Source organism: Pelorhabdus sp. sgz311002 (assembly GCF_056134285.1).
The window spans coordinates 24,410-48,741 of record NZ_JBWBCL010000005.1 but is presented as its reverse complement, the minus strand read 5'-3'; the positions used below and the strand labels follow the sequence as shown (position 1 = coordinate 48,741).

Sequence of the window (24,332 nt, the reverse complement as noted above, 5' to 3'; positions counted from 1 at the left end):
AGTATTCTCTGATTCTCTTATCTTATTCGCTAAATAGGAAAGGTTTTCCTGTTATTTCTTCGAAAAGTCTAGCGAAATAAAAAAAAGGAGCAGATACTGATTCTGCTCCTCTTCGATTTACGCTTTAGCAAGCTGGTCAATAATAACCGCGTTCGCTTTTGCCAACGCTTCCGCGATTTTCTCGGGAAGTTTGCCACCAGCCTGCGCCATATCAGGGCGGCCGCCGCCGCCGCCGCCAGCAATTTTAGCCGCTTCTTTAACAATATTGCCTGCATGAAGTCCTTTTATTGCACCTTTCGTCATGGCAACAAAATTCACTTTCTCACCATTAACAGCGCCAAGAACAACAACACCTGCTTTGATACGATCTTTCACTAAATCAGCCATAGAACGAAGCTCGTCCATATCTTTAGCGACTACAGAGTGAACAACAATTTCCGCTTCCCCTTGCCGTTGCAGCTCAGCCATCAAATCTTCTACGACCGAACCAGCCAACTTTTTCTGAGCAGCATTCAGTTCCGCCTCAAGTTCTTTTACATGAGAAAGCAGTTGATGTAACTTATTATTGACTTCTTCTGGCCGTGTCTTAAGCGCCTGGGCAGCTTCCGTTAGTGCTTTGCGCTCTTGATTTACAAAATCAAGGGCCGCTTGGCCGGTAATCGCTTCAATCCGCCGCAAACCGGAACCAATACCAGCTTCCGATAAAATTCTAAAAAGACCAATTTGTGCAGTATGATCGACATGACTGCCGCCGCACAGCTCCCGACTAATCGGTTCAACAGTAACCACGCGAACCTGATCGCCATATTTTTCACCAAACAGTGCCGTAGCGCCAAGCTTTTTCGCTTCTTCTATGGGCATTTCCGCTTTCGTTACAGCATAGTCAGTCAAAATCGCTTCATTAACCTGCATTTCAATCGCTGTAATTTCTTCGGGCGTTACTGGTGAAAAGTGGGAAAAGTCAAAGCGCAGCCGATCGGCTGAAACGAACGAACCGGACTGATTGACATGAGAACCCAAGACAGACCGCAAAGCTGCCTGCAGCAAATGCGTTGCCGTATGGTTCCGCGCACAGGCGCTATGTTTTCCTTGATCGACATTCAGCTCAGCTACCTGACCCTTTTCAATCGTTCCTTCCACAACATGACCCAGATGATACACTGTACCGTCAGGTAATTTTTTCGTATTTGTCACAGCAATACGACCTGTAGGAACCGTAAGGAATCCTGTATCGCCGACTTGTCCGCCGCCTTCGGCGTAAAAAGGCGTAACCGCTAAAATAACCGCTACATCTTCGCCGTCGTGGACGCGATCGACGACCTTACCATCTTTAAAGAGCAATACAATATCACTCGTTTTAGCGGCTTCGTCTTGCACCAACGCTGCACTGACTAAGCCAGACAAATCTGGAATCACTACTTTTTCTTCCGATTCCTGGCGAGCCGCTCTAGCCCGCTCCCGCTGTTCTTTCATGGCAGCGTCAAAAGCGGCTTTATCAAGCGTGAAACCTTCTTCCGCTAATATTTCTTCCGTTAACTCCCAAGGGAAGCCAAAGGTGTCATACAGTTTGAACGCCGTAGCGCCGTCAAGAACTGTTTTACCCTGTTCTTTCCGTTCGGCAATTTCGCGATTGAGTAATTCCGTACCTTGCTGCAACGTTTCATCAAACCGTTTTTCTTCCAGTTCAATAATCCGTTTAATATATTGTTCTTTCTCTTTCAAATCAGGGAAAGCTTCTTTAAAGATTTCCATTACTACATCTACGCTTTTCGCCAAAAATGGCTCATGAATACCGAGCAGGCGGGCATGACGCACAGCACGGCGCAAAATGCGACGAAGTACATAACCGCGTCCCTCATTGGAAGGCATGATCCCGTCAGCAACCATAATCGTCATACTGCGAGCATGATCAGCAATAACCTTCAAAGATACGTCGTGAGCAGCACTTTCGCCATATTTAACGGTACTAATTTTCATAACATGGTCAATAATGGGAAACAGCAAATCTGTTTCAAAGTTGCTTGGCTTATTTTGCAATACAGAAGCAATCCGTTCTAAGCCAGCGCCAGTATCGATATTCTTTTTCGCCAGTGGCGTATAATTGCCTGCTTCATCACGATCATACTGAGTAAATACGAGATTCCAAATTTCCAGGTAGCGATCACAATCGCAACCTACAGCGCAAGTATCGCTGCCGCAACCGCGTTCCTCACCTAAATCAATATAAATTTCTGAACAGGGACCACAAGGTCCTGGCCCAATTTCCCAAAAATTATCTTCCATGCGAACAATCCGTTCCGCTGGAAAAGAAATATCTTTTGTCCAAATTTCAAAAGCTTCGTCGTCTTCCGTATGGATAGTTACCCATAGTTTATCAGCAGGCAATCCAAGCTCTTTCGTCAAAAACTCCCACGCCCAAGCAACTGCTTCTTTTTTGAAATAATCGCCAAAAGAAAAATTGCCAAGCATTTCAAAAAATGTCTGATGTCTAGCCGTACGTCCAACATTTTCAATATCGCCAGTACGAACACATTTTTGGCAGGTAGAAATACGTGGATGAGGGGGCTTCATTTTTCCAGTAAAAAAAGGTTTAAAGGGAGCCATTCCCGCACCAATTAAAAGTAAAGTCGGATCATTTTCCGGAATTAAGGGATAACTATTTAAAATTAAATGTTCTTTGCTCTTAAAAAAATCTAGAAACTTCCTGCGAAGCTCGTTCCCCGTCACTATCATCAACCTCTACTTTCTCCTATCTCATCTTATGGAATTATACATAATTTAGCTTTCTATGTCAATCTTTAGGGGCGGGGTTTCGCTTGCTTCTAGAGCCTTCAACCTAGCGAAAAACCTGGAATCCATGAATTAGAAAGACCCGAAGCAGCGCCGCAACGGGTACGGCAAAAAGCATGCCGACGACACCATATAGTTCACCGCCAGCTAGCAGCAGAAATATTACGACTAACGGATGAAATCCCATAGAATCGCCCAATATTTTGGGGCCGATGATGCTGCCCTCAATTTGATGAATGAGCAGAAACAGCAAAGCTACTTTAAATGCTAATGAAGTGGAGTAAAGTAAAGCCAGCGTTACAGCAGGTACAGCGCCTAGTAGAGCGCCGAAATAGGGAATGACGTCAAGAAACCCCGCTATAACGCCGCAAAGCAAAGCAAAGGGGAGTTCTAGCAAAGTAAGTCCAATGGTAACTAAAACACCTACAAGTACTGCGATGATAATTTGTCCACAGATAATGCCCTTGATGACCTGCTGCACATCTTTCACCAGGGAGCGCAATAAAGGATGCTTATCTTGGGGAATAAGAATGAAACCTTGTCGCTTAAACTTGGGCCAATCATATAAAAAATAAAAAGCTAGCACCGGACTAATAATAATATCTAAGCTATGGCGAAAAAATGCAATAAACAAAGCAATAACAGCGGCCAGACTTCCCCTGATTTCATTGCCTAGCTGTTCAATATAGCTATCGATTTCTTCTCGCATCGCCCAAGGAATTTGCACCATATCATACTGATTGTCAAGGGAAACAAGAAAATTTTGCCCTTGTTGCAGCATCGATGGCAATTGCTCGAAAAAAGCTCTTGTTTCGCGAAACAAAAGTGGTAAAATCAGGCGAATAAAAAAAAATCCGCCGAAAAAAAGCAAAAAATATACGATGATTAAAGCAGTAAGTCGCGAACAGCCTTTCCTTTCTCCATAGCGAATCAGGGGTTCTAAAAAATAGGCAATAAACAAGGCCCCAACAAAAGGATAAAGCGCCGCCCGCAGCAGCCATAAAAAAAAGCAGACAGCCAAAATCGCACCGCCTGCTGCACACCAACGCAAGATTCGTCTTGTAAGCAGATGAATCCCTCCTAGCTACGGTCGCATAATACGACGTCTTGTTCTGACAGCTTTGCGAGCCAGCTCATTGGCTGTTCCTTTCACAGCCTCTACGCCTCGTTCAACAAGCGGCTTTCTATGGTGCTCCTGCCACGGACTTGTCAACGCGGCAAGAACGGTAGCGGCCAAACCGCCTAGCAGCAACCCCTGCCAAAAATTGTTACGCATATAAAATCCCCCTACCCTTCTGTCGTTTGCGCAACTAATGCGCCATCGTCATCAATGGTGAAAATTTCATAATGGTCGTCTTGAAAGACAAATTCTACACAACATTCCCAACAATAGTACTGATCTACGCCCACCTTGCCAATAGCCTTTTTGCCGCAGGCCGGACAACGTTCCACTTGCATCAACCTCCGCCGACCTGCAATAAAATAACGGTACCGTTCTTTGCAGTCGGTACCGTTATTATGCCCCTTTTATTTAGCTATCTTTCATCTTTTTTTTACTTTTTCAATAATACCGCCGCCAATCACGGTGTCTTGTTCGTAAAAAACAGCTGACTGACCAGGCGTAATCGCGCGCTGTGGTTCTTTAAAGGTAACAAGAACTTTATCCTCGCCCAAGGGTTCAATGAATGCCGTGCTTTCTTTCGCCCCATAGCGAATTTTAACTTGCGCAGAAAAAGGCACTTCCAACCGATCTAAAGTAATCCAGTTTAAATCATGCGCTACAAAAGCGCTAGCAAAAACATCTTGATTTTCTCCTAAGATTACTTCATTGCGTTCATAGTCGAGCGCCACTACGTACAAGGGACGACCCGCAGCAATACCTAGTCCTTTGCGCTGTCCTACCGTATAAAGCGGCAATCCTTGGTGACGTCCAATAATTTCACCTTGTAGATTTACAAAATTACCTGGCTTAAGTAAACCTGGAGCCCGATCTTCTAGAAAGCGTTTGTAGTCGTCATCAGGCACAAAACAAATTTCTTGACTGTCAGGCTTATCAGCTACAGCAAGACCAATTTCTCGTGCCATTTCTCGCGTTTGCACTTTCGTATATTCGCCAAGGGGCATTAAAAAATGCGCTAGTGTGTGCTGATTTAAGTGATATAGCGCATAAGACTGATCTTTGCTTGTATCAATCCCTTTCTGCAATACATAACGATTCCGTCCTTGATCGAAAGCGATCCGAGCATAATGACCTGTTGCTAAATACTCAGCTCCCACTTCTTGCGCTTTATGTAAAAGTCCTTCGAATTTTACGTAACGATTGCAGGCAATACAAGGGTTGGGCGTTTTGCCATCGCCATATTCACGAATAAAATAATCCACAACGGTTTTTTGAAACATCTCGCGGAAATTTACGACATAGTAAGGAATACCGAGCTTATCAGCTACGCGGCGAGCGTCGCCCACAGCTGTCAAAGAACAACAACCGCGGCTGTCAGGATTATCCTCCCGTTCGTCGTTTTCCCAAATCTGCATTGTCATCCCAATTACGTCATAGCCTTGTTGCAAAAGAAGGGCGGCAGTTAGTGAACTGTCCACCCCTCCGCTCATGGCTACAACCACACGTGGTTTTTGGGCCATGGCTGATATCACTTTCCTTTTTTCTCAATATAATCTTTAATGGCTTCATGAAGTGCATCAGCAGCCAAATTCGAACAGTGCATCTTTGCTGGCGGCAGTCCATCAAGCGCAGCAGCTACAGCATCATTAGAAATTTTAAGCGCCTCATCAAGCGTCTTGCCTTTCACCATTTCAGTCACCATACTGCTTGTCGCAATAGCCGCACCACAGCCAAAGGTTTTAAACTTCACATCTTGAATAATATCATCTTCTACTTTGAGATAAATCCGCATAATATCGCCACATTTGGCATTGCCCACTTCACCAATGCCGTCTGCTTCCGGTATTTCGCCAACATTGCGGGGATTCGTAAAATGATCCATCACTTTATCTGTATACATATTTAAGCCCTCTGCTTCCTATTGTTTATGACAAGCCGCACAAGGATTCGCAGCTTGTTGCGAAGATTTTTCGTAGAGCGGCGACATGCTACGCAGTCTCTCTAATATGGGCGGTAATACTTCCAATGCATATTCAATATCTTCCATGGTATTTTCACGACCAAGACTGATTCGTAAAGAACCATGAGCCGTTTCGTGATTAAGCCCCATCGCCAACAGCACATGAGAAGGATCTAACGAACCTGACGTGCAGGCCGAACCGCTGGAAGCAGCAATTCCCTTTAAGTCGAGATTCAGCAGCAACGATTCACCTTCGATATAAGCAAAGCTCAAATTCACATTGCCTGGAAGACGTTGCGTCGGATGTCCGTTAAGCTTTACATGAGGAATCGCAGCCATAACGCCGTCGATCAGTCTTGTTCTAAGCTGTATCAAGTAATCTTGTTTTTCCGCCATGTGACGATTGGCAACTTCAGCGGCAAGGCCAAGACCAGCTATGCCTGGCACATTTTCCGTACCAGCTCGCATGTTTCGTTCGTGAGCGCCACCATGTTGAACCGATTGAATCTTCACACCACGGCGAATATAGAGAGCACCGATTCCTTTCGGTCCATAAAGTTTATGACCTGACAAACTTAAAAGATCAATATTTAAGGCTTTTACATCAATCGGGACGCTGCCTGTAGCTTGCACGGCATCCGTATGAAAATAAATTCCTTTTTCTTTAGCAATTTGACCTATTTCCGCAATAGGCTGAATCGTGCCAACCTCATTATTGGCAAACATGATACTAATGAGTATCGTCTGATCCGTAATGGCCGCCTTTAAATCGTCCAACCGAACCATGGCATTTTCGTCGACAGGCAGATAGGTCACGGTAAAACCGTGTTTTTCTAAATACTCACACGTATGCAAAATGGCATGATGTTCAATCTGCGTTGTTATAATATGGTTGCCTTTATTTTTATTGGCAAAAGCAACACCTTTCAATGCCAAATTATCGCTTTCCGTACCACCGCTGGTGAAAAAGATTTCATTCGGCTCAGCATTCAGCAAAGCGGCTACCTGTTCCCGTCCTGTTTCCACCGCTTTTTTCGCTTCCCGACCAAACCAATGGACGCTAGAGGGGTTACCAAAGTCCTTCGTCATATATTCGAAAGCCAGTTTCGCTACATCAGGATCTACCGGCGTTGTTGCCGAATGATCAAAATAAATACGTTTCATCGACTTTTCATCTCCTCAAGTTTTTCATCGCGACATAAGTCGGCTAGGCTAATAGAGTCAAGGACATTCGTAATACTGTCTCTTACCTTGGCCCATACGCCCTGAGTTACGCAATTACCGGCCTTTTCGCAATAATCATTTTGTCCGGAGCCATCGTCAGAAATTAAACAATCAACTGGTGCTATCGGTCCTTCCATTAAGCGAATAATATCGCCAACAGAAACCTCTTCCGGGCTTTTTGTTAATACATAGCCGCCTTGAGCACCCCGAATGCTTTTTACATAGCCGCTCTTTCGTAAAACACTAATAAGCTGCTCCAGATAATTTTCTGAAATTCCTTGGCGCTGTGCTACCATTTTCAAAGCCTGTGGTCCATCGCCATAATGAAGTGCTAGATCAACCATAGCAGTCACACCATATCTACCTTTTGTTGATATCTTCATTTTTATCTCTCCCGCGAATTCCTAGTAAACCTATAGGAATTCTTGATTATAATATAGCAAATCTGCCCCAGACTGTCAAAAGGTTTATTCCCCCGCTATTTTGGATCTTTTGCAATCATTTTATACCAGACGCTGTCTTTCAGCCTTCCTTCATAGCCGTGTGCGCTGGGACGATAATATACCTGGTCTTTCAGCTTGTCCGGCAGATACTGCTGCGCCACAAAACCTGACGGATCATTATGGGGATACTGGTAATCAATACCATGACCCATTTTTTTCGCACCGCTGTAATGGCTGTCACGTAAATGAAGCGGCACAGCTAAATTACGCTCCTTTCTTACATCAGCCAAAGCTTGGTCAATAGCCACATAGGCGGCGTTACTTTTTGGCGCTGTCGCTAAATAACAGACAGCCTGTGATAAGATAATTCTGGCTTCAGGCAAACCGACAAACTGTACGGCACTGGCACAGGACATGGCTAAAATTAAGGCTTGCGGGTCGGCGTTACCAACATCTTCTGATGCAGCAATGACAATCCGCCTAGCAATAAACTTTACATCTTCGCCGCTTTCAAGCATCCTGGCAAGATAATGCAGGGCCGCATCAACATCGCTGCCGCGAATGCTTTTTATGAAGGCCGAAATTACATCATAGTGATAATCGCCTTTCTTATCATAGCGCTGCATGGGGACGCCAGCGGCAGCAGCAAGTACATCTAACGTAATCGTATTTTGTGCGCTATCTTCTAGCAGCATTGACGCCTGTTCTAATAGATTTAGGGCAACTCTAGCGTCACCTGCGGCAAAATCAGCTAAAGCCGCTAGCGTTGCTTCATCAGACTGGAGCGCTAAAGCGCCAATCCCCCGCTCGCTGTCATGTAGCGCCGCTTTTAAAATCTGTATAATATCCGCTTGACCTAACGACTGAAGTCTAACGATGCGGGTACGCGATAACAAGGGCGAATTAATTTCAAAGTAAGGATTTTCGGTTGTCGCGCCAATCAGTGTAACCGTACCGTTCTCCACATAGGGGAGCAAAGCATCTTGCTGACTTTTATTAAAACGATGAATTTCATCAATGAACAACACGGTTGCCTGTCCATAGTATTTTTGCCGATCTTTCGCTTGCTCCACAAGCTTTCTTAAATCGGCAACACCAGAGGCAACGGCATTCATGCTTTCAAAATAAGCTTCGGTTTTTTTTGCAATCAGACGAGCTAGTGTTGTCTTGCCTGTTCCTGGCGGTCCGAATAAAATCAACGATGTCATTTTGTCATTTTCAATCATCCGCCGCAAAAACTTGCCTTGACCAATGATATCGCCTTGCCCAAAAAACTCGGCAAAATCCCGCGGCCGCATTCGCTCGGCCAAAGGTGCCGTTAAACTGGCGCTGTGGCTTGCCTCAAATAAATCCATCGACAATCCCCCTGCCTTTCCGTTTACTCCTTGGTTATTCTACGCTGACAATCAAATCAGCAAGATTTACCTTCTTCGTCATCATCCCATTTTTCATTAAAAAATCCTGCGTTTTTTCCAGCTCCGTTATGTCGGAAGCTTTAACGGATGGATCAAAATCATACCAAGGATACATCTGCTGTACTGCTGTAAGCGACAGGCCCGTTTCCTCAGCGGTTAGCTGGAGCGCTTTGTCTTCAGAGCTTTTCAAGTAGGCCAGACTTTCTTTATGAACCTGCATAAACCGTTTCACCAGATCAGGATGCTGCCGTAAAAACTCGCCGCGTACCGCCGTAACAATCGTTGCTTCTACTAGTCCGTCGCCATTGGTCAGGATTCTCGCTCCCGCTTGCTGCGCTTTTAATACATCAGGTCCTGCTGCCAGCGCCACATCGACATTGCCGCCAAGTAAAGCCGCCACACTGCCAGGAATATCAAGCGGTACAAAAGAAACATCTTGAGCGGTAAGATTTTCCTTCGCTAAAGCAGTCAACAGCAGCTGATGCAACACCGTCCCCTTCGGTCCAGCTACCTTTTTCCCTTTTAAATCGGCGATCGTTTGGATCGAAGGATCTTTTACAAGGATTACGAACGCTTTAGGCGCTCGGCTATAAATACCAATGATTTTTAAATCGACGCCATTAGCCGCGGCCATCAAAGCCGTTGTACCGCCAAGACAATGGGCAAAATCAACTGAGCCAGCCGCCAGTGCCTCAATTTGTTTTGGTCCTACCGTAATTTCAGGAAAATCCACTTTAATTGAATCTTTACCAAACTCCTTTTCAAACAAACCTAGTTTCTTTTCCACAATGGATGGAACATTCAACGGCGCTTTAACGTAGGTAATGTGAATTGCTTCCGGTTTTGCTGCTTGAGGCTGTTTACTGGCGCAGCCGCCAAGCAATAAAGAAAAAGAAAGTAAGCAGACGCTTACAGCCAAAAATAACTTATTTCGTTTCATAATAACTCCCCCTGTAATAGAAAATACATAGCGTAATTATTTAGCCTTGCAAGGCTTCTAATACTTCATTTTGTTTCGCAAAAAAGGCCATCGCCCGCGGATCGCGCTGATAGGGCAAAGAAACAGCGATCTCCGCTTTGATCTTTCCTTGGGCCATAACAAGGATTTTCTGGCCTAATGTAACGGCTTCGGCTACATCGTGTGTTACAAATACAATAGTTTTCGGCTGTTCTAAAAAAAGTTCTACCATATCCTGCTGCAGCCGTTGCCTCGTAAAATAGTCCAAAGCCCCAAAGGGTTCATCTAGTAAAATAATATCAGGATCATAGCATAGTGTTCGGCCAAGGGCCACGCGCTGCGCCATGCCGCCGGAAAGCTGCCGTGGCAGCGACTCAGCAAAACGTTCTAGTCCTAGTTTTTGCAAATAATGATTCACTCTTGCTGTAATTAAATTTTTTTCTAAGCGTTTTACCAAAGGAAACGCCATATTTTGCCGTACTGTAAGCCAAGGCATAAGACGAGGTTCTTGAAAAACAAGACCGACTTTTTCCTGGCTGACTTCCGCCACCTGTCCTGATAATTGAATCGTGCCTGCTGTGGCTGCCTCCAAGCCACCTAGCAAGCGAAGCAAGGTGGTTTTACCACAACCACTCTCGCCAACAATTACAGTAAAGCTGTGATCAGGCAGAAAAAAAGACACCTCCTGCAAGGCCCAAAAATCAGTTTCACCCAGACAATACCTTTTCGTTAAATTTTGCGCCCTAACGTCGGCCATAGTCGCTTTCGCCTCCTTGCGCCCAGGGTATCAGCTTTCTTGTTATATAAAAGAAAATCCAGTCAATGAGTGACCCAATCAAGCCGATTGTCACAATGCCGATCACGACAATGTCCGGTCTAGCCAGTTGTTCTGCATCCAAAATTAAATAGCCGATTCCCGACGAGGCCGCAATGAGTTCCGCCCCGATTAAAGCGCGCCAGCTATACCCCAGTCCTAACTGCATTCCTAGTAAAATCGCTGGCAAAGCCGCTGGCAAAGTAATATGGTAAAAGCACTCCCACTCATTGAATTGATAGGTTCTCCCCACTTCTTGCAGCTTAGGATCACATTGTAAAAAGCCTTGTAGCGTATTTAAAAAAATTGGAAAAAAGGTAGCCAGGATCACAATAAGAATTTTCGGCATTTCGCCAATACCAAACCACAAAATTAACATAGGCAGCGCCGCCAGTGGCGGGACATGGCGAATAAATTCGAGCAAAGCCGTCGTATAAGAACGCCAGATTGGTTTCAAAGCCAGTAAGACAGCTAAAGAAATAGCTCCCGTAAAAGCCAACATAAAACCAGCAAAAACCCGAAAAAAACTAACCGTAATATGCTTCATTAGATCGCCGCTCGCCCACAAAGAAAAAAAAGCAGAGCCTACAGCCTGAGGCGAGGGAACAACATACAGGGGCCACCAAGCCAGCTGATCACCAACAAGCCACAATAAGAAGAGGCTGAGAGGCAAAGAAGCGCCGCGTAAAAAATGTGAATTTCCTCCCATAACTAAGATTCCCCTTTTATGGCTAATTTAGAATCATTCTCACCTATTAGGGTATAAATTCTCACCTTTTTTGTCAAGTGTTGAGCAAAGCCTCTGTTGACAAAAATAAATTGACCTTGATAAAATCAAATAATATAATTTAAAAATCACTTAAACGCAATTACTCATTTCATTCTTTATAGACGTATTGCAAAGAAAGGATTTTATCATGTTAAAATTGTTTACGATTGATCAGGAAAAGTGTATTCGTTGCGGCGCCTGCGCTGCTGTCTGTCCCACGTCGGTTATTGCCATTACGAAAGAAGACGGCCCTCACGCCGTGAGCAGGCGGTGCATCGCCTGCGGGCACTGCAGCGCCGTCTGCCCAACTAGCGCGTTAGACCACCGTCATGCACCACTAGAAAAACAGCCGTTTATTGAGAAATCGCATAGCGTAGCAGCAGCCACTGCCAAGCAATTTTTACGCAGCCGCCGCTCAATCCGCTGTTACCAAGAAAAAAAAGTTGATAGAAGCCAACTATTAGAACTGCTTGATGCCGCCCGCTTAGCGCCAACAGGTAGTAATGCGCAAGGCGTTTCCTATCTTGTCATTGATAAAAAAGAAGTTCTAACACAAATCACAGAAGCAGTTATCACCTGGATGGAAGAGGAAATTGCGGCAAATACAGCCTGGGCATCTTACTTTAAAGGAACCGTAAAAACGTATCGCACTACAAAACAAGATGTCATTTTGCGCAATGCCCCTTGTCTAATTGTTGCAATGGCTAAAAAAGTTCATGCAGCTCGTGGTCGTGACAACACGCACTTCTCACTCGCCTATGCCGAACTTTATGCGCCAACGCTTGGCTTGGGCAGTTGTTGGGCCGGCTTTTTCGAAGCCTGCGCTAGCGCCGAATACCCCCCTCTGCTCTCACTCTTGCACCTGCCTGCAGGCGTAATTGTTACAGGCGCCATTATGGCGGGCTATCCGCAATATAGTTATAAACGGCTTGTGGACCGTAATCCCCTTGATGTAACCTTTTGGCAAGAATAGTAATTGCATAAAGGAAAATGGCTACACAAAGCATTCTCGCTAAAAACACTAGCCCATCCCCTACAAAAAAATCCCCGGACCAAATGTCCAGGGATTTTTGCTTGTTAAGATCTTTTAAACTCGGAATTTCCGAACCGCTTCTTCTAGATCGCCTGACATGGTCACTAATTTTTGACTGGCGGCAGCAATTTCTTCCATAAACGCCGATTGTTCCTCCGTAGCCGCTGAAACAGTTTGAGCGCGGCCTGAAGCCAGCTTACTAAGTTCATCAATTTCTTTCACGGAAGCGACAATCTCACGGCTACCGCTGGCCATAGCTTGTATTGTTTCCGAAATAGAAGCTGCCTGTTTCGCCGATTGGTCAATCTGTTCAGCAATATTTTGAAATACAGATCCGCTGGCGCCAACTAAATCAGCACCTAACCGAACCTCGCCGCTTCCTTGCTGCATAGCGGCAACAGCTTTATCTGTATCAAGCTGAATTTCGCCGATCAGATCGGCAATTTGTTTCGCCGATTCTTGCGACTGCTCAGCCAGTTTTCTAACTTCTTCAGCAACCACAGCAAAACCGCGGCCTTGGTCACCAGCTCGAGCCGCTTCAATGGCGGCATTTAGCGCTAGTAAATTCGTTTGTCCAGCTATCCCGGAAATCGTATCAACAATTTGACCAATGACTTTCGAATTATTGCCCAGCTTATCAATGACCTCCGCCAGCGCTGCTACAATCTGTTCAATCTTGTTCATCTGCATGATAGCCTTTTCGGCAGAAGAGCTGCCTTCTTTAGCCATAGAAGCCGTACGCAACGCTTCCTCGGCTACATTTCCCGCATCACTTGCGATAACATCAATACCACCAGACATTTTTTCAACCGCATTCATTGCTTTAGCCACTGCCATAAGCTGATGCTGCGCCCCTTGTGCAACATCGGAAATCGACGTTGCTACTTGATTTACGGCTGCGGCCGACTGCTCTGAGCTCGTAGTTAAATCTTGCGCCGAAAGCGATACTTGCTCGGCCGATCCACTGACCTGCTTGATCAAATGCCGCAGATTCTGCGCCATAGCCTGAAAAGAAAGACCAAGCCGACCAATTTCATCATCAGACTGCACGGCTAAATCGCTCTTTGTCAAATCGCCTTGCGCAATGGATTGGGCAAAACCAGTTAAAGCTTCAATCGGCGCTGCCACTTTTTTAGCAAATAAATGAACTAAAACAGCTACTATAACTAAACAAAGCAGAACAATAAACAGCGATGTCCACATGAGCGAAATAACTTTTCCCGTAACCTCACTGACAGGAGCATTCACAGCTAAACTCCAGGTCGTTTCTGGTACAGGCGCATAAGCAACATATTTTTTCTCGCCTTTATAAACATATTGATCAAGCCCGGTTTCTCCACGCACCATTTTTTCGGTCATGGCTTTTAAGGATGGATCAGTGCCAGCCTCTGTCAACGGATTATTTTTCAATACAACATTTGGATCAGGATGGGCTATGGTTAATCCGTCATTTTGCTTTAAATAAGCATAGCCAGAATCGCCTACTTTAATTGCCGTAATAATCGCTGAAACTTCATCCATTGCCAACGTGCCGCCAAGTACAGCCACAACAGTGCCATTTTGCATAATGGGAGTACTAACAACAGCCACTAGTTTACTATCTACTTTCGAAACAACAGGATCAGAAATTACGGTCTTTCCTGCCTTTGACTGTTTAAAATAATCCCGATCGCCAATATTGGCCACAGCCCCATTGCTATAATAAGTATTCCCATTTAGATCGGCTACTAGAAACCGGGAGTAGGCAGGATTGCGCTTGCTTTCACTTTGCATATAACGAATAATTTCTTCTTTATTGCCAGCCACAAGGATCGGACTATGCGCCAGCATCGTCATCTCAGCTTTACGTTTTTCCACCCAAAATCCCAGCTTGTCCGAATAATTCAGAGCCAAGGTCTGTAAATTACTTTCGGCGTCTTCAATCACGATCTTACGGGCATTCCAATAATTAATTCCACCTAAAGTACAAAGAGAGACAATCATAATGAGCAACATGACTAGAGAAAGCTTAGCCTTAATACTATTCATTTTCAACATTCGCTTCTACCTCTTTTCTCCATCGCTAGGTCTATTCAGTAAAATACAAATTTTCTAATTACTCACCTTAAGTTTACATGAATTTCCACATAACGTCAATCGAAGACAAATAAAAGCAACCTCTTTGTGGTGATAAATCACCATAAAGAGGTTGCTTTTTACCCCGCTGTGCCGTATAACCAATGTTTTGAACCTGCCCTAGGCAGGTGGGTAAAGGCCTTTCTGGTTGATAGGTCCTTGCAAGCAAGGCATCTACGCTGCAGCAAGAGCGCAATTCCCAATGTAACTGTGTTGGCTCAAAACACCAGCAACAAACGCACACAGCAGGAAACTTTGTTGTTATATTGTCTTAATATTATCAGAATCTACAGCAAATTGCAAGCTTACCGCCGTGGAAGTTTATTCCTGCGGCGTAGCTTTCTTTTTCAGTACGCTCGTACGAATGGAAAGCTCTTTTAATTGTTTTTCAGCAACTTCTGACGGCGCTTGTGTCATTGGATCAATGGCACTTTGCGTTTTGGGGAAAGCAATGACATCTCGAATGGAAGCGCGTTTGGCCATAATCATAACAAGACGATCCAAACCAAAAGCAATACCACCATGGGGCGGTGTGCCATATTCGAAAGCATCAAGGAGGAAGCCGAATTTATCATAGGCAGCTTCTTTGGTAAAGCCGATCGCTTCAAAGGTTTTTTCTTGTAAATCGCGGTTATAAATACGAATACTGCCGCCGCCGATTTCCGTGCCATTTAAAACCATATCATAAGCTTTTGCTTTCACTTTACTAGGATCTGTCGTCAAATATTGAATATCTTCATCCCGTGGCGAAGTGAATGGATGATGCATCGCTACATAACGTTTTTCTTCTTCATCATATTCAAACATCGGGAAATCAACAACCCAAAGGAAATTGAGTTTATTCGAATCAATCAGGTCAAGCCGGCGAGCCATTTCCAGACGCAATTGGCCTAGAGCGGCCGCAACAACAGCCGGTTTATCTGCTACAAAAAGAATCAAATCGCCAGTTTCAGCTTGAGCGGTTTGTTGAATGGCCGCAAGCATCTCTTCTGAGAAGAACTTAGCAATCGGCGATTTAATACCGTCTTCATTACAGCACATCCAAGCAAGTCCCTTGGCGCCATAAATTGCTACATAGTCTACGAGACCGTCGAGTTCACGACGCGGGATTGCGGCATGCCCTTTTACGGTAATCGCCTTCACTTGGCCACCATCAGCCAAAATATTTTCAAAAACCTTGAAATTAGATCCCTTGATCGTTTCGGACAGATCGACAAGCTCCATGCCGAAGCGTGTATCAGGCTTATCGCTGCCATAACGGTTCATAGCCTCTTCATAAGTTAGGCGAACGAAAGGATAGGCAACATCAGCGCCAATCGCTTCTTTAAAGAGTTTTGCAACCATTTCCTCCATAATTGCCAAAATTTCATCACGATCAATAAAGGACATTTCAATATCAAGCTGCGTAAATTCAGGCTGTCTGTCGGCACGAAGATCTTCGTCGCGGAAACAACGGACAATCTGAAAATACCGTTCCATACCAGCAACCATTAAAAGTTGCTTGAAAGTCTGAGGGGACTGTGGCAACGCATAGAATTTTCCTGGATTAACACGACTTGGCACAAGATAATCACGAGCGCCTTCAGGCGTACTTTTAGCCAGCATCGGAGTTTCAATTTCCACAAAATCTTTCGCATCAAAAAAATCGCGCATGCTTTTCGTCACACGGTGACGGAGCATGAGATTTTTTTGCATTTCCGGACGACGCAAATCAAGATAGCGATATTTGAGACGAAGATTTTCATCGACATCGATTTGATCTTGAATATAAAAAGGCGGTGTAGCTGCAGCATTCAAAATACGCAGTTCCTCGCCATACACTTCGACTGCACCTGTCGCCAAATTTGTATTGACTGTAGCATCGTCACGCAAACGAACTACGCCACGCACAGCAAGAACATATTCATTACGAACCGTTTCTGCTTTCGTAAAAGCTTCTTGGTTATGATCCGGCGAAAAAACGACCTGAACAATGCCGGAACGATCACGTAAATCTACAAAAATCAAGCCGCCATGGTCGCGACGACGCGACACCCAGCCGCATAATACGACTTCTTTGCCTTCATCGGCTTTCGTGACCTGCGTACAGGCATGACTGCGTTTTAAACCCTGTAATGTATCCATTTTTATTCCTCCATCTCAGCTTGAATCAATTGACAAGCTTCATTTATTGCAATTTGCTTTTGCTCGCTTGACTGCATATTACGAAGCACAGCTTGGCCTGATTTTAATTCATCCTCACCAAGAATTACAACATAGGAAGCAGCAAATTTATTAGCCTGCTTCATTTGCGCCTTCATACTGCGATTCATCGTATCAATTTCTACAGAAAGACCGGCAGCACGCAATTCTAAGGCCAATTTAAAAGCGCTTTGCTGTGCCGCCGTCCCTAAAGCAACGACATAGACATCCACTTTTTCAGTTTGTCCTGGCAAAAGCTGCTGCTTTTCTAAAGCTAACAGCACACGTTCCAAACCGATTGCTAAGCCAATACTCGGCGTCGATTCGCCGCCGCATTCTGCCACGAGACCGTCATAACGACCGCCGCCGCAAACTGCGCTCTGTGCGCCAAGCGGAGCATACTGAATTTCAAACGCCGTCTTCGTATAATAATCAAGCCCCCGCACTAAACGCGGATTTAAAGTATAAGCAATACCAGCACTATCTAAGAACGCTTTTAAACCCTCAAAGTGATCATGGCAGCTGTCGCAAAGACAGTCAGCCACTTCTGGCGCTCCCTGCGACAGCGCAACGCATTTGGCGTTTTTGCAATCTAAAATTCGCAAGGGATTGCGTTCGAATCGACTTTGGCAATCTTCACACAAATCAGCTACTTTATCCCGTAAAAATTCCTGCAGCTTTTCTTTGTAACGCGGACGACACTCAGGGCAACCTACAGAATTAATATACAAAGACAGATCGTCAAGTCCTAGCCTACGGAAAAATTGTACCGCCAAGGCAATAATTTCAGCATCAACGAGCGGACCTGCCGCGCCAATTGCCTCAATACCAAACTGATGAAACTGCCGCAGTCGTCCGGCCTGCGGTCGATCATAACGAAACATGGGACCAATATAAAAAAGTTTACTTGGTACGGTTTCCGCATAAAGTTTGTTTTCTAAATAAGAACGCACAGCCGCCGCCGTATTTTCCGGTCGCAGCGTAATGCTTCTATCGCCTCTGTCAATAAAAGTATACATTTCTTTCGAAACAACATCCGTGGTCTCACCTATGCCCCGCAAAAAGAGCTCCGTATGTTCAAAAATCGGCGTACGCAGCTCCTTATAGCCAAAACTATGACAGATCGCTCTAGCTATTTCTTCTACATACTGCCAATTGGCACTGGTGCCTGGCAAAATGTCATTGGTGCCTCGCGGCCTTGTTGTCAACATGATGGTTCCCCCTTTGATCCAGCGAATAGCCTGCCCTCATATAAATCGTCTAACAGCTGCCGCCGCTTTGTCAAATACATAGGCAAAGACTGCTCATAAGTTCTCACATCTTTGGGATGATAAAAACTATTCAGGCGAAAAGTTTCCCTTTCCACCGCCTTCGTCGCCGCGCCTGGTCCAATTCCAATAATGGTTTGCTGCTGCTCCATCATTTGTATATTATAACGACAAAAGGCGTTTTCTTTCGCATAGCCCACGTTATGAAGCTGCGCCGCCATATATTTCTGCCTATATAGATAATAAGGAACCATGCCCAGCTTTGCCGCGGTTTGTGCGGCTTTTGCCACTTGCGCTTTTACTACAGTGTCATCAGGCAAAGCTGACCGCACCGCCTGCTCATCTGCGTCTAGGCGCTCTTTGAGCAATGCGCCCTTCTTCACTGCTAACGTGTGTACAGTGAGATTATCCGGAGCAAGCGCCATGATCTGTTCCAGCGTATTTTCCATATCAGCAACCGATTCACCTGGCAAGCCGGCAATCAGATCCATATTGATCAGACAGCTTGTCTGACGAAATTTCATGAATATGTCTATTATAGCCTGAACTGTATGATTTCGTCCAATCCGTTTTAAAGTTTTTTCCTGCATAGTCTGCGGATTCACACTGACACGAGTGACCTTAGTACAAGCGATGGCGGCAATTTTCGCTGCATCAAGTGAATCAGGACGTCCTGCTTCTACCGTAAATTCTCGCGTGTCTTTTTGCATGAAGCGATCAGAAATTCTCGTAAGCAAAGCGCCTAAATCACTTGCAGCAAGGCTCGTCGGCGTACCGCCGCCGAGGTAAATCGTATCTACTTCTAATTGATACCGCTCAATCACTTCTGCTGCATCATCCATATCGGCCTGAAGCGCTTGCAGGAAAGTTTTCACTTTTGCCGATTCTGGCAGAACGCTGCCAGGAAAAGAACAATAAAAACAACGCGACGGGCAGAACGGAATTCCTAGGTATAGGCTTATTTTACGAGAATTATTTTCCTGAAGAATTGGCTGCTGCCGAAAAGCAATTTCTGTAACTAGAGCAGCTTCGCTGCTGTGTACGTGAAAACGTTGTTCTAATATAGCTTGAATTTCAGCAAAATTATGACCGGCACTAGCAAGCAAACGAACAATTTTAGTCGGCCGAACGCCACGCAAGATTCCCCAAGGAGAAGGATCTTGCCCTGTCCAGTTGGTAAGCAGACGATACACACAAAGACGAATCGCTCGCTCTACTCCCTTACGGCTTCCTACGATCTCGCCGGATTCCTGACAAGATTCTTGCCGCCGCTCGCCGTTTTTATAGCCAATAAGAACTGTAGTAATTTCCGGTATCACTCCGTCTTTGATTTGATGCGAAATGATTAGATCAGCTGCACTTTCTTCAACCGGGTAGAAGCCGAAAAGCGCCATAACCTCTTGCGTTGCCTGAGCACCCGGCGAAGAATCGGACAGAAAATAAGTTGTCACTTTTTAGTACACTCCTGACAATAGCCGTAAAATTTCAATTGATGATCCACAATCGTAAAATTGCTTTTTCTCGCAATCGCTGTTTCCAGTGATTCCAGCAGATCATCTTCAAATTCTTTTACTTTACCGCAAGAAAGACAGATCAAATGATGATGATGATGGGGCTCATCATCTTTTTGAATTTCATAACGATTGCGCCCATCGCCAAACTCCATTTTCTTTAATACCTTAATCTCACTAAGAAGTTCTAAAGTACGATAAACTGTGGCAACCCCCAGTTCAGCTGCCTGAGGCTTCACAATTTGATGCACATCTTCGGCGCTTAAATGTTCTTCAGGATGGTCAAGAAAAGCCTGTAGAATAATCTTGCGCTGCGGTGTTAACTTGCTGTGATTGTCATATAATTTTTGTTTGATTTCTGCCATTGTCATTGTCATGGCCTCACCCCACAATATGTAAATGCTTAATAAATACGCGAAGCAATGCGGCCACAGGAACAGCCAGCATCATTCCTACAATTCCAAACATTTGCCCGCCAATAATCACGCTCATAATCACAATTACCGGATGCAGCGCAATCGTATGACCCATAATATTTGGCACAATAATATGGTTATCAATTTGATGGACGATAATATAAAACACTAAAACTTTGGCGGCTAGTTCTGGCGCTGTTAGATAAGCAAGCGCTAAAGCTGGTATCGCTCCGAGAATCGGTCCGATAATGGGAACCGTCTCCGTAAGAAAAGCCAGCAAAGCAATCACCATGGGATAATCAACTTTTAGAAAAAAAAGCCCACAAAAAACCATCAACCCCATAATGAGACTAATCAACAGCTGCCCCCGTAAATAAGCGCTCATAGTGAGAGCCATTTCTTCTAAAATTGCTCGCGTCTTCACTTGATGGCTCAAAGAAAAAAATTGAATGAAATCCTCTTTCATTTTCTGACCATCTTTTAAAAAATAATAAATGAGAACAGGTGTTACAACGAGAGCAATTGCCCGTGATGCCACGCTAAAAAAGGCCATAGCCATCCGTTTTACAAAATCAATGGAAAAGGATGTTACACTAGACATACCTTGATCCAAAATGGAACGAATATTGCTAGGAAGTTCAATCGTGTTAGCCTTTTCGCCAATCGCCAGCGATAGAATATGAAATTTATCAACAATAGTCGGTAAATTCACCATAAACTTATTGAATTCATCAATGAACGGTAGGAAAATGACAGACATGATGCCGCCTACCAGCGTAAAAGCAGCAATCATAACGATAACTACCGCCACCGCCCGCGGCAAGAGAAACCGCTCGAAGAAGACTTTATGGCAAAGAAAATTTACTAAGGGATTCAAAATAAACGAAAATACAAAGGCAAGCAACAGCGGCCACAGTACGTCTGACGCTTCATAAAACACATAAAGCAAAACGAATAAAAATAAACTGCGGACTAGGTCTAGCCTTGATACAGACATGCGAAGGCCTCCCTATTGAATAAATGGATTTCTTTCTCGCTCCCAGCCAATTGTCGTATCAGGCCCATGGCCAGGCAATACTTTATACTGATCCGGCAAACAAAGTAGTTTCGTTTTAATGCTTTCAATCAACTGCTTATAGGAACCGCCAGGAAAATCAGTTCGGCCAATTGATTCCGCAAACAGCGTATCACCGCAAATGGCAATTTCCTCAGCCACAAAACAAACACCGCCTGGCGTATGACCAGGAGTATGCAGTACCTGAAATACAATAGATCCAACCGAAACCGTTTCACCATCTCGCAAGAAAAAATCAGGTTCACTCACAGTGAAACCTTGCCCCATAAAGCCAGATAAATTCAACGAAGCACTAGCAAGCATGGGAGCATCGGCTTCATGAACATAAAGCTTCGCACCTGTAGCTGCTTTCACTTTGTCGACAGCCATAATATGATCGGCATGACCATGAGTCAAAAGAATCTTTTCTACCTGCAGTGATTCACGTGCAATGAACCGTAAGATTTCATCAGCGCTACCGCCGGGATCAACGACTGCCGCTAACCGCGATGTTTCATCATAGACAATAAAACAATTCGTTCCAAGATTTCCTACTTCTAATTTAACAATTTTCAACGCCAGCACCTCTCTTAAAATGTTTTTTTACTATCCAGAAGTAGCGTAACTGGTCCATGATTGAGCAAACTCACCTGCATTTCAGCTTGAAACACGCCAGTAGCAACAACTACGCCTCGTTCACGGCACAGAGAAATAAAATGCTCATAAAGTTCATTCGCCAAGAGCGGCGGCGCCGCCTTATCAAAACTAGGACGTCGTCCTTTACGACAGTCACCGTAAAGCGTAAACTGCGATACGACTAGGAGCTCACCGCTTATATCCAGGAGTGATAAATTCATCTTGCCTGCTTCGTCAGGAAAAATACGCAGATTCAATACTTTTTCTGTTAAATAAAGCGCATCTTCCGGCGTATCGTCAGCCGTAACGCCCAAAAACAATAGCAACCCTTGCGCAATTTGGCCAACCGTTTCGCCTGCTACATCCACTTTTGCTTGATCAACAAGTTGTACAACCGCTCTCATGCGCTTCCTCCCGCCCCCTGGGTAGGCCGATGCACCGAATAAACATCTTTCACCCGACGAATTTTTGTCATAATTAATTCTAGTTGACTTACATTTTTCAAATTAAAGGATAAAGTAATTACAGCCACTTTATTATTTTGTACTCTGGCATTGACGGTACTAATATTTAGTTTATTTTCGGCTGATAGAATAATAATATCTGATAACAACCCGGGACGATCCGATCCGGTCACCTCAACCGTCACAGGATATACTTGGTCGCCGCTTACATCCCAGTCTACTTCAATAACTCTTTCATATTCTTCCCGATTATGCAAAATATTGATACAGTCGGCGCGATGAACCGAAACACCGCGACCGCGAGTAATAAAACCAACTATTGCATCACCAGGCACAGGGTTGCAGCAACGAGCCAATCTTACTAAAAGACCAGACTCGCCTTTAACCAGCACACCATGACTGCTTTTGTTCTTCGGCCGTTTTGGCTTGAGCTCAGCAAGCATTTGTTTCATATCAGGCGGACTGGACTGTTTTTGCTCTTTTTTATAAATTTCTACAAGCTTGGTCATAATCGCATGAACCGTATGACCGCCATATCCCAAGGATGCTAAGAGTTCATCTTCACTTCCCAGATTCATTTTCTTGGCAACTTCAAAAATTCGTTCATTCTTGCCAAGAACCTTCACATCATAACCTAATTTTTTAATTTCTTTTTCTAATAACTCGCGACCTTTAGCAACATTCTCTTCGCGTTTTTCTTTTTTAAACCACTGACGAATTTTATTACGCGTTTCCGAAGCGCCGACAATATTGAGCCAATCGCGGCTAGGACCATTTCCCTGCTTCGTCGTAATGATCTCTACGATATCCCCATTGCTTAACGTATATTCCAGCGGAACAATTTTGCCATTTACGCGCGCTCCAGTACAGCGATGTCCTACATCCGTGTGAATTCGATAAGCAAAATCAATCGGAACAGATCCAGCTGGCAAATCAACCACATCACCTTTAGGCGTAAAGACAAAAACCTCATCAGCAAAAACATCTAGTTTCAAGGTTTCCACAAATTCACGGGGATCGCGAATTTCTTGCTGCCACTCTAAAAGCTGACGCAACCAGGACAGTTTCTGATCGAAATCCTTGCTGCCATTTTTACCGCCTTCTTTATAACGCCAATGAGCCGCAATACCATATTCCGAGGTGCGATGCATTTCGGCGGTACGAATTTGAATTTCCAGCGGCTGTCCTTTAACGCCAATAACGGTTGTATGAAGCGACTGATACATATTGCTTTTCGGCATAGCAATATAATCTTTAAAGCGATTAGGCAGCGGCTTCCAAAGCGTGTGCACCATCCCCAGTGCACCATAACAATCTTTTACTGTATCAACGAGAATACGGATAGCCGACAAATCATAGATTTCGCTTAAATCTTTATGACTTTTTTGCATTTTTTTATAGATACTGTAAAAATGTTTTGGCCTTCCTTGAATCTCGCCTTTTATTCCCACTGAGTCAAGACGTTGTTTTAAAATTTCAACGGCTTCGTTGATAAAAGCTTCCCGTTCCTGCCGTTTTTGCTTAACTTTCTCGACAAGCTCATAATACTTTTCTTCTTCCAAATAACGAAAAGCTAAATCTTCCAATTCCCATTTCACATTCGACATGCCTAGTCGATGAGCCAAGGGAGCAAAAATCTCCATAGTCTCACTGGCAATTCGCTGCTGTTTTTCTGGCGGCACATGTTTCAATGTTCTCATATTATGAAGCCGGTCAGCCAGCTTAATCAGCACGACCCGTATATCTTTTGCCATGGCTAAAAACATCTTGCGATAGTTTTCAAGTTGCTGCTCTTCTTTTGATTTATACTCCATCCGGCTTAGCTTCGTAACACCATCAACAAGAAAAGCCACTTCACGGCCAAAATCCTTTTCAATTTCCGCTAAGGTGATGGCTGTATCTTCTACTACGTCATGCAGCAAAGAGGCACTGATTGTAACCGCATCAATTTGCAATTCCGCTAGTATTTTAGCAACGCCAAGGGGGTGAATAATATATTCTTCGCCAGAAGCCCGCTTCTGCCCCGTATGAGCTGTCACTGCCACATGAAAGGCTTTTTCAATCAGGGGCTTTTGTGAGTCCGGCTGATTCGCTAAAATTTGTTTTAACAGTTCGTCAATTTGAGTGTTCTTATCTCCACCCATGGCTCAGCGCCCCCCTT

22 protein-coding genes and 1 other RNA gene are annotated in these 24,332 nt (G+C 44.5%); 1 reads left to right on the top strand and 22 read right to left on the bottom strand.

Translation table 11 applies throughout. The features are described 5' to 3' along the window. Nucleotides 1-117 precede the first annotated feature (117 nt). The 12 genes from alaS to AC0NJP_RS09435 form a co-directional block, all read right to left on the bottom strand. Nucleotides 118-2,736, bottom strand: coding sequence for an alanine--tRNA ligase (alaS, locus tag AC0NJP_RS09490; protein WP_474699656.1), 2,619 nt, complete (start codon nt 2,734-2,736; stop codon nt 118-120). Between the two features lie 100 nt (nt 2,737-2,836). Next, nucleotides 2,837-3,811 (bottom strand): AI-2E family transporter, encoded by a 975-nt coding sequence (locus tag AC0NJP_RS09485; RefSeq protein ID WP_474040406.1) that lies wholly within the window; start codon nt 3,809-3,811, stop codon nt 2,837-2,839. 63 nt (nt 3,812-3,874) lie between these two features. Continuing rightward, on the bottom strand, nt 3,875-4,066 hold the full coding sequence (locus AC0NJP_RS09480; protein ID WP_474040407.1) for a hypothetical protein: 192 nt from the start codon (nt 4,064-4,066) through the stop codon (nt 3,875-3,877). An 11-nt stretch (nt 4,067-4,077) separates the two neighbouring features. Next, entirely contained in the window at nt 4,078-4,242 is a 165-nt protein-coding gene (locus AC0NJP_RS09475; protein ID WP_474040408.1) for a hypothetical protein, read from the bottom strand. 90 nt (nt 4,243-4,332) lie between these two features. Continuing rightward, the gene (gene mnmA, locus AC0NJP_RS09470; protein ID WP_474699655.1) at nt 4,333-5,430 is read right to left on the bottom strand and encodes a tRNA 2-thiouridine(34) synthase MnmA; all 1,098 of its coding nucleotides are present in this window, start codon (nt 5,428-5,430) and stop codon (nt 4,333-4,335) included. Between the two features lie 8 nt (nt 5,431-5,438). Then, a complete protein-coding gene (gene nifU / locus AC0NJP_RS09465; RefSeq protein WP_474040410.1) occupies nt 5,439-5,810 on the bottom strand; it encodes a Fe-S cluster assembly scaffold protein NifU in 372 nt (123 codons plus the stop codon). 18 nt (nt 5,811-5,828) lie between these two features. Continuing rightward, a complete protein-coding gene (nifS, locus tag AC0NJP_RS09460) occupies nt 5,829-7,034 on the bottom strand; it encodes a cysteine desulfurase NifS (protein ID WP_474699654.1) in 1,206 nt (401 codons plus the stop codon). Then, complete coding sequence (locus AC0NJP_RS09455) at nt 7,031-7,477, bottom strand: RrF2 family transcriptional regulator (protein WP_474040412.1); 447 nt, start codon at nt 7,475-7,477, stop codon at nt 7,031-7,033. The genes nifS and AC0NJP_RS09455 overlap by 4 nt, the downstream gene beginning before the upstream one ends. A 95-nt stretch (nt 7,478-7,572) precedes the next feature. Further along, entirely contained in the window at nt 7,573-8,892 is a 1,320-nt protein-coding gene (locus AC0NJP_RS09450) for a replication-associated recombination protein A (protein ID WP_474699653.1), read from the bottom strand. Between the two features lie 34 nt (nt 8,893-8,926). Next, complete coding sequence (locus AC0NJP_RS09445; protein WP_474699652.1) at nt 8,927-9,892, bottom strand: NrtA/SsuA/CpmA family ABC transporter substrate-binding protein; 966 nt, start codon at nt 9,890-9,892, stop codon at nt 8,927-8,929. Between the two features lie 40 nt (nt 9,893-9,932). Continuing rightward, nucleotides 9,933-10,667 carry an ABC transporter ATP-binding protein gene (locus AC0NJP_RS09440; protein WP_474699651.1) on the bottom strand — a complete coding sequence of 245 codons (735 nt, stop codon included), beginning with the start codon at nt 10,665-10,667 and terminating at the stop codon, nt 9,933-9,935. Continuing rightward, nucleotides 10,654-11,433, bottom strand: coding sequence for an ABC transporter permease (locus tag AC0NJP_RS09435; RefSeq protein WP_474040417.1), 780 nt, complete (start codon nt 11,431-11,433; stop codon nt 10,654-10,656). The genes AC0NJP_RS09440 and AC0NJP_RS09435 overlap by 14 nt, the downstream gene beginning before the upstream one ends. 208 nt (nt 11,434-11,641) lie before the next feature. On the opposite strand from AC0NJP_RS09435, the gene AC0NJP_RS09430 reads away from it, so the two are divergent. Further along, complete coding sequence (locus tag AC0NJP_RS09430) at nt 11,642-12,466, top strand: nitroreductase family protein (protein WP_474699650.1); 825 nt, start codon at nt 11,642-11,644, stop codon at nt 12,464-12,466. 114 nt (nt 12,467-12,580) lie between these two features. Here AC0NJP_RS09430 and AC0NJP_RS09425 read toward each other — a convergent pair whose 3' ends face one another. From AC0NJP_RS09425 to AC0NJP_RS09380, 10 genes are all read right to left on the bottom strand, one after another. Beyond that, complete coding sequence (locus AC0NJP_RS09425; RefSeq protein ID WP_474699649.1) at nt 12,581-14,563, bottom strand: methyl-accepting chemotaxis protein; 1,983 nt, start codon at nt 14,561-14,563, stop codon at nt 12,581-12,583. A gap of 156 nt (nt 14,564-14,719) precedes the next feature. Further along, nucleotides 14,720-14,896, bottom strand: a non-coding RNA gene (ssrS, locus tag AC0NJP_RS09420) — 6S RNA. Between the two features lie 66 nt (nt 14,897-14,962). Then, nucleotides 14,963-16,765, bottom strand: coding sequence for an aspartate--tRNA ligase (aspS, locus tag AC0NJP_RS09415; RefSeq protein WP_474699648.1), 1,803 nt, complete (start codon nt 16,763-16,765; stop codon nt 14,963-14,965). 2 nt (nt 16,766-16,767) lie between these two features. Continuing rightward, complete coding sequence (gene hisS, locus AC0NJP_RS09410) at nt 16,768-18,033, bottom strand: histidine--tRNA ligase (RefSeq protein WP_474699647.1); 1,266 nt, start codon at nt 18,031-18,033, stop codon at nt 16,768-16,770. Beyond that, complete coding sequence (hemZ, locus tag AC0NJP_RS09405; RefSeq protein ID WP_474699646.1) at nt 18,027-19,541, bottom strand: coproporphyrinogen dehydrogenase HemZ; 1,515 nt, start codon at nt 19,539-19,541, stop codon at nt 18,027-18,029. The genes hisS and hemZ overlap by 7 nt, the downstream gene beginning before the upstream one ends. Then, nucleotides 19,538-19,978, bottom strand: a complete 441-nt coding sequence (locus tag AC0NJP_RS09400) for a Fur family transcriptional regulator (RefSeq protein WP_474040425.1) — start codon at nt 19,976-19,978, stop codon at nt 19,538-19,540. Before AC0NJP_RS09400 ends, hemZ begins: the two co-directional genes overlap by 4 nt. A gap of 4 nt (nt 19,979-19,982) precedes the next feature. Continuing rightward, complete coding sequence (locus AC0NJP_RS09395) at nt 19,983-21,014, bottom strand: AI-2E family transporter (RefSeq protein ID WP_474699645.1); 1,032 nt, start codon at nt 21,012-21,014, stop codon at nt 19,983-19,985. Between the two features lie 12 nt (nt 21,015-21,026). Beyond that, complete coding sequence (locus AC0NJP_RS09390) at nt 21,027-21,656, bottom strand: MBL fold metallo-hydrolase (RefSeq protein WP_474040427.1); 630 nt, start codon at nt 21,654-21,656, stop codon at nt 21,027-21,029. Nucleotides 21,657-21,661: 5 nt separating this feature from the next. Then, nucleotides 21,662-22,111 (bottom strand): D-aminoacyl-tRNA deacylase, encoded by a 450-nt coding sequence (dtd, locus tag AC0NJP_RS09385; RefSeq protein WP_474699644.1) that lies wholly within the window; start codon nt 22,109-22,111, stop codon nt 21,662-21,664. Then, on the bottom strand, nt 22,108-24,315 hold the full coding sequence (locus AC0NJP_RS09380; protein ID WP_474040429.1) for a RelA/SpoT family protein: 2,208 nt from the start codon (nt 24,313-24,315) through the stop codon (nt 22,108-22,110). The genes dtd and AC0NJP_RS09380 overlap by 4 nt, the downstream gene beginning before the upstream one ends. Nucleotides 24,316-24,332 lie beyond the last annotated feature (17 nt).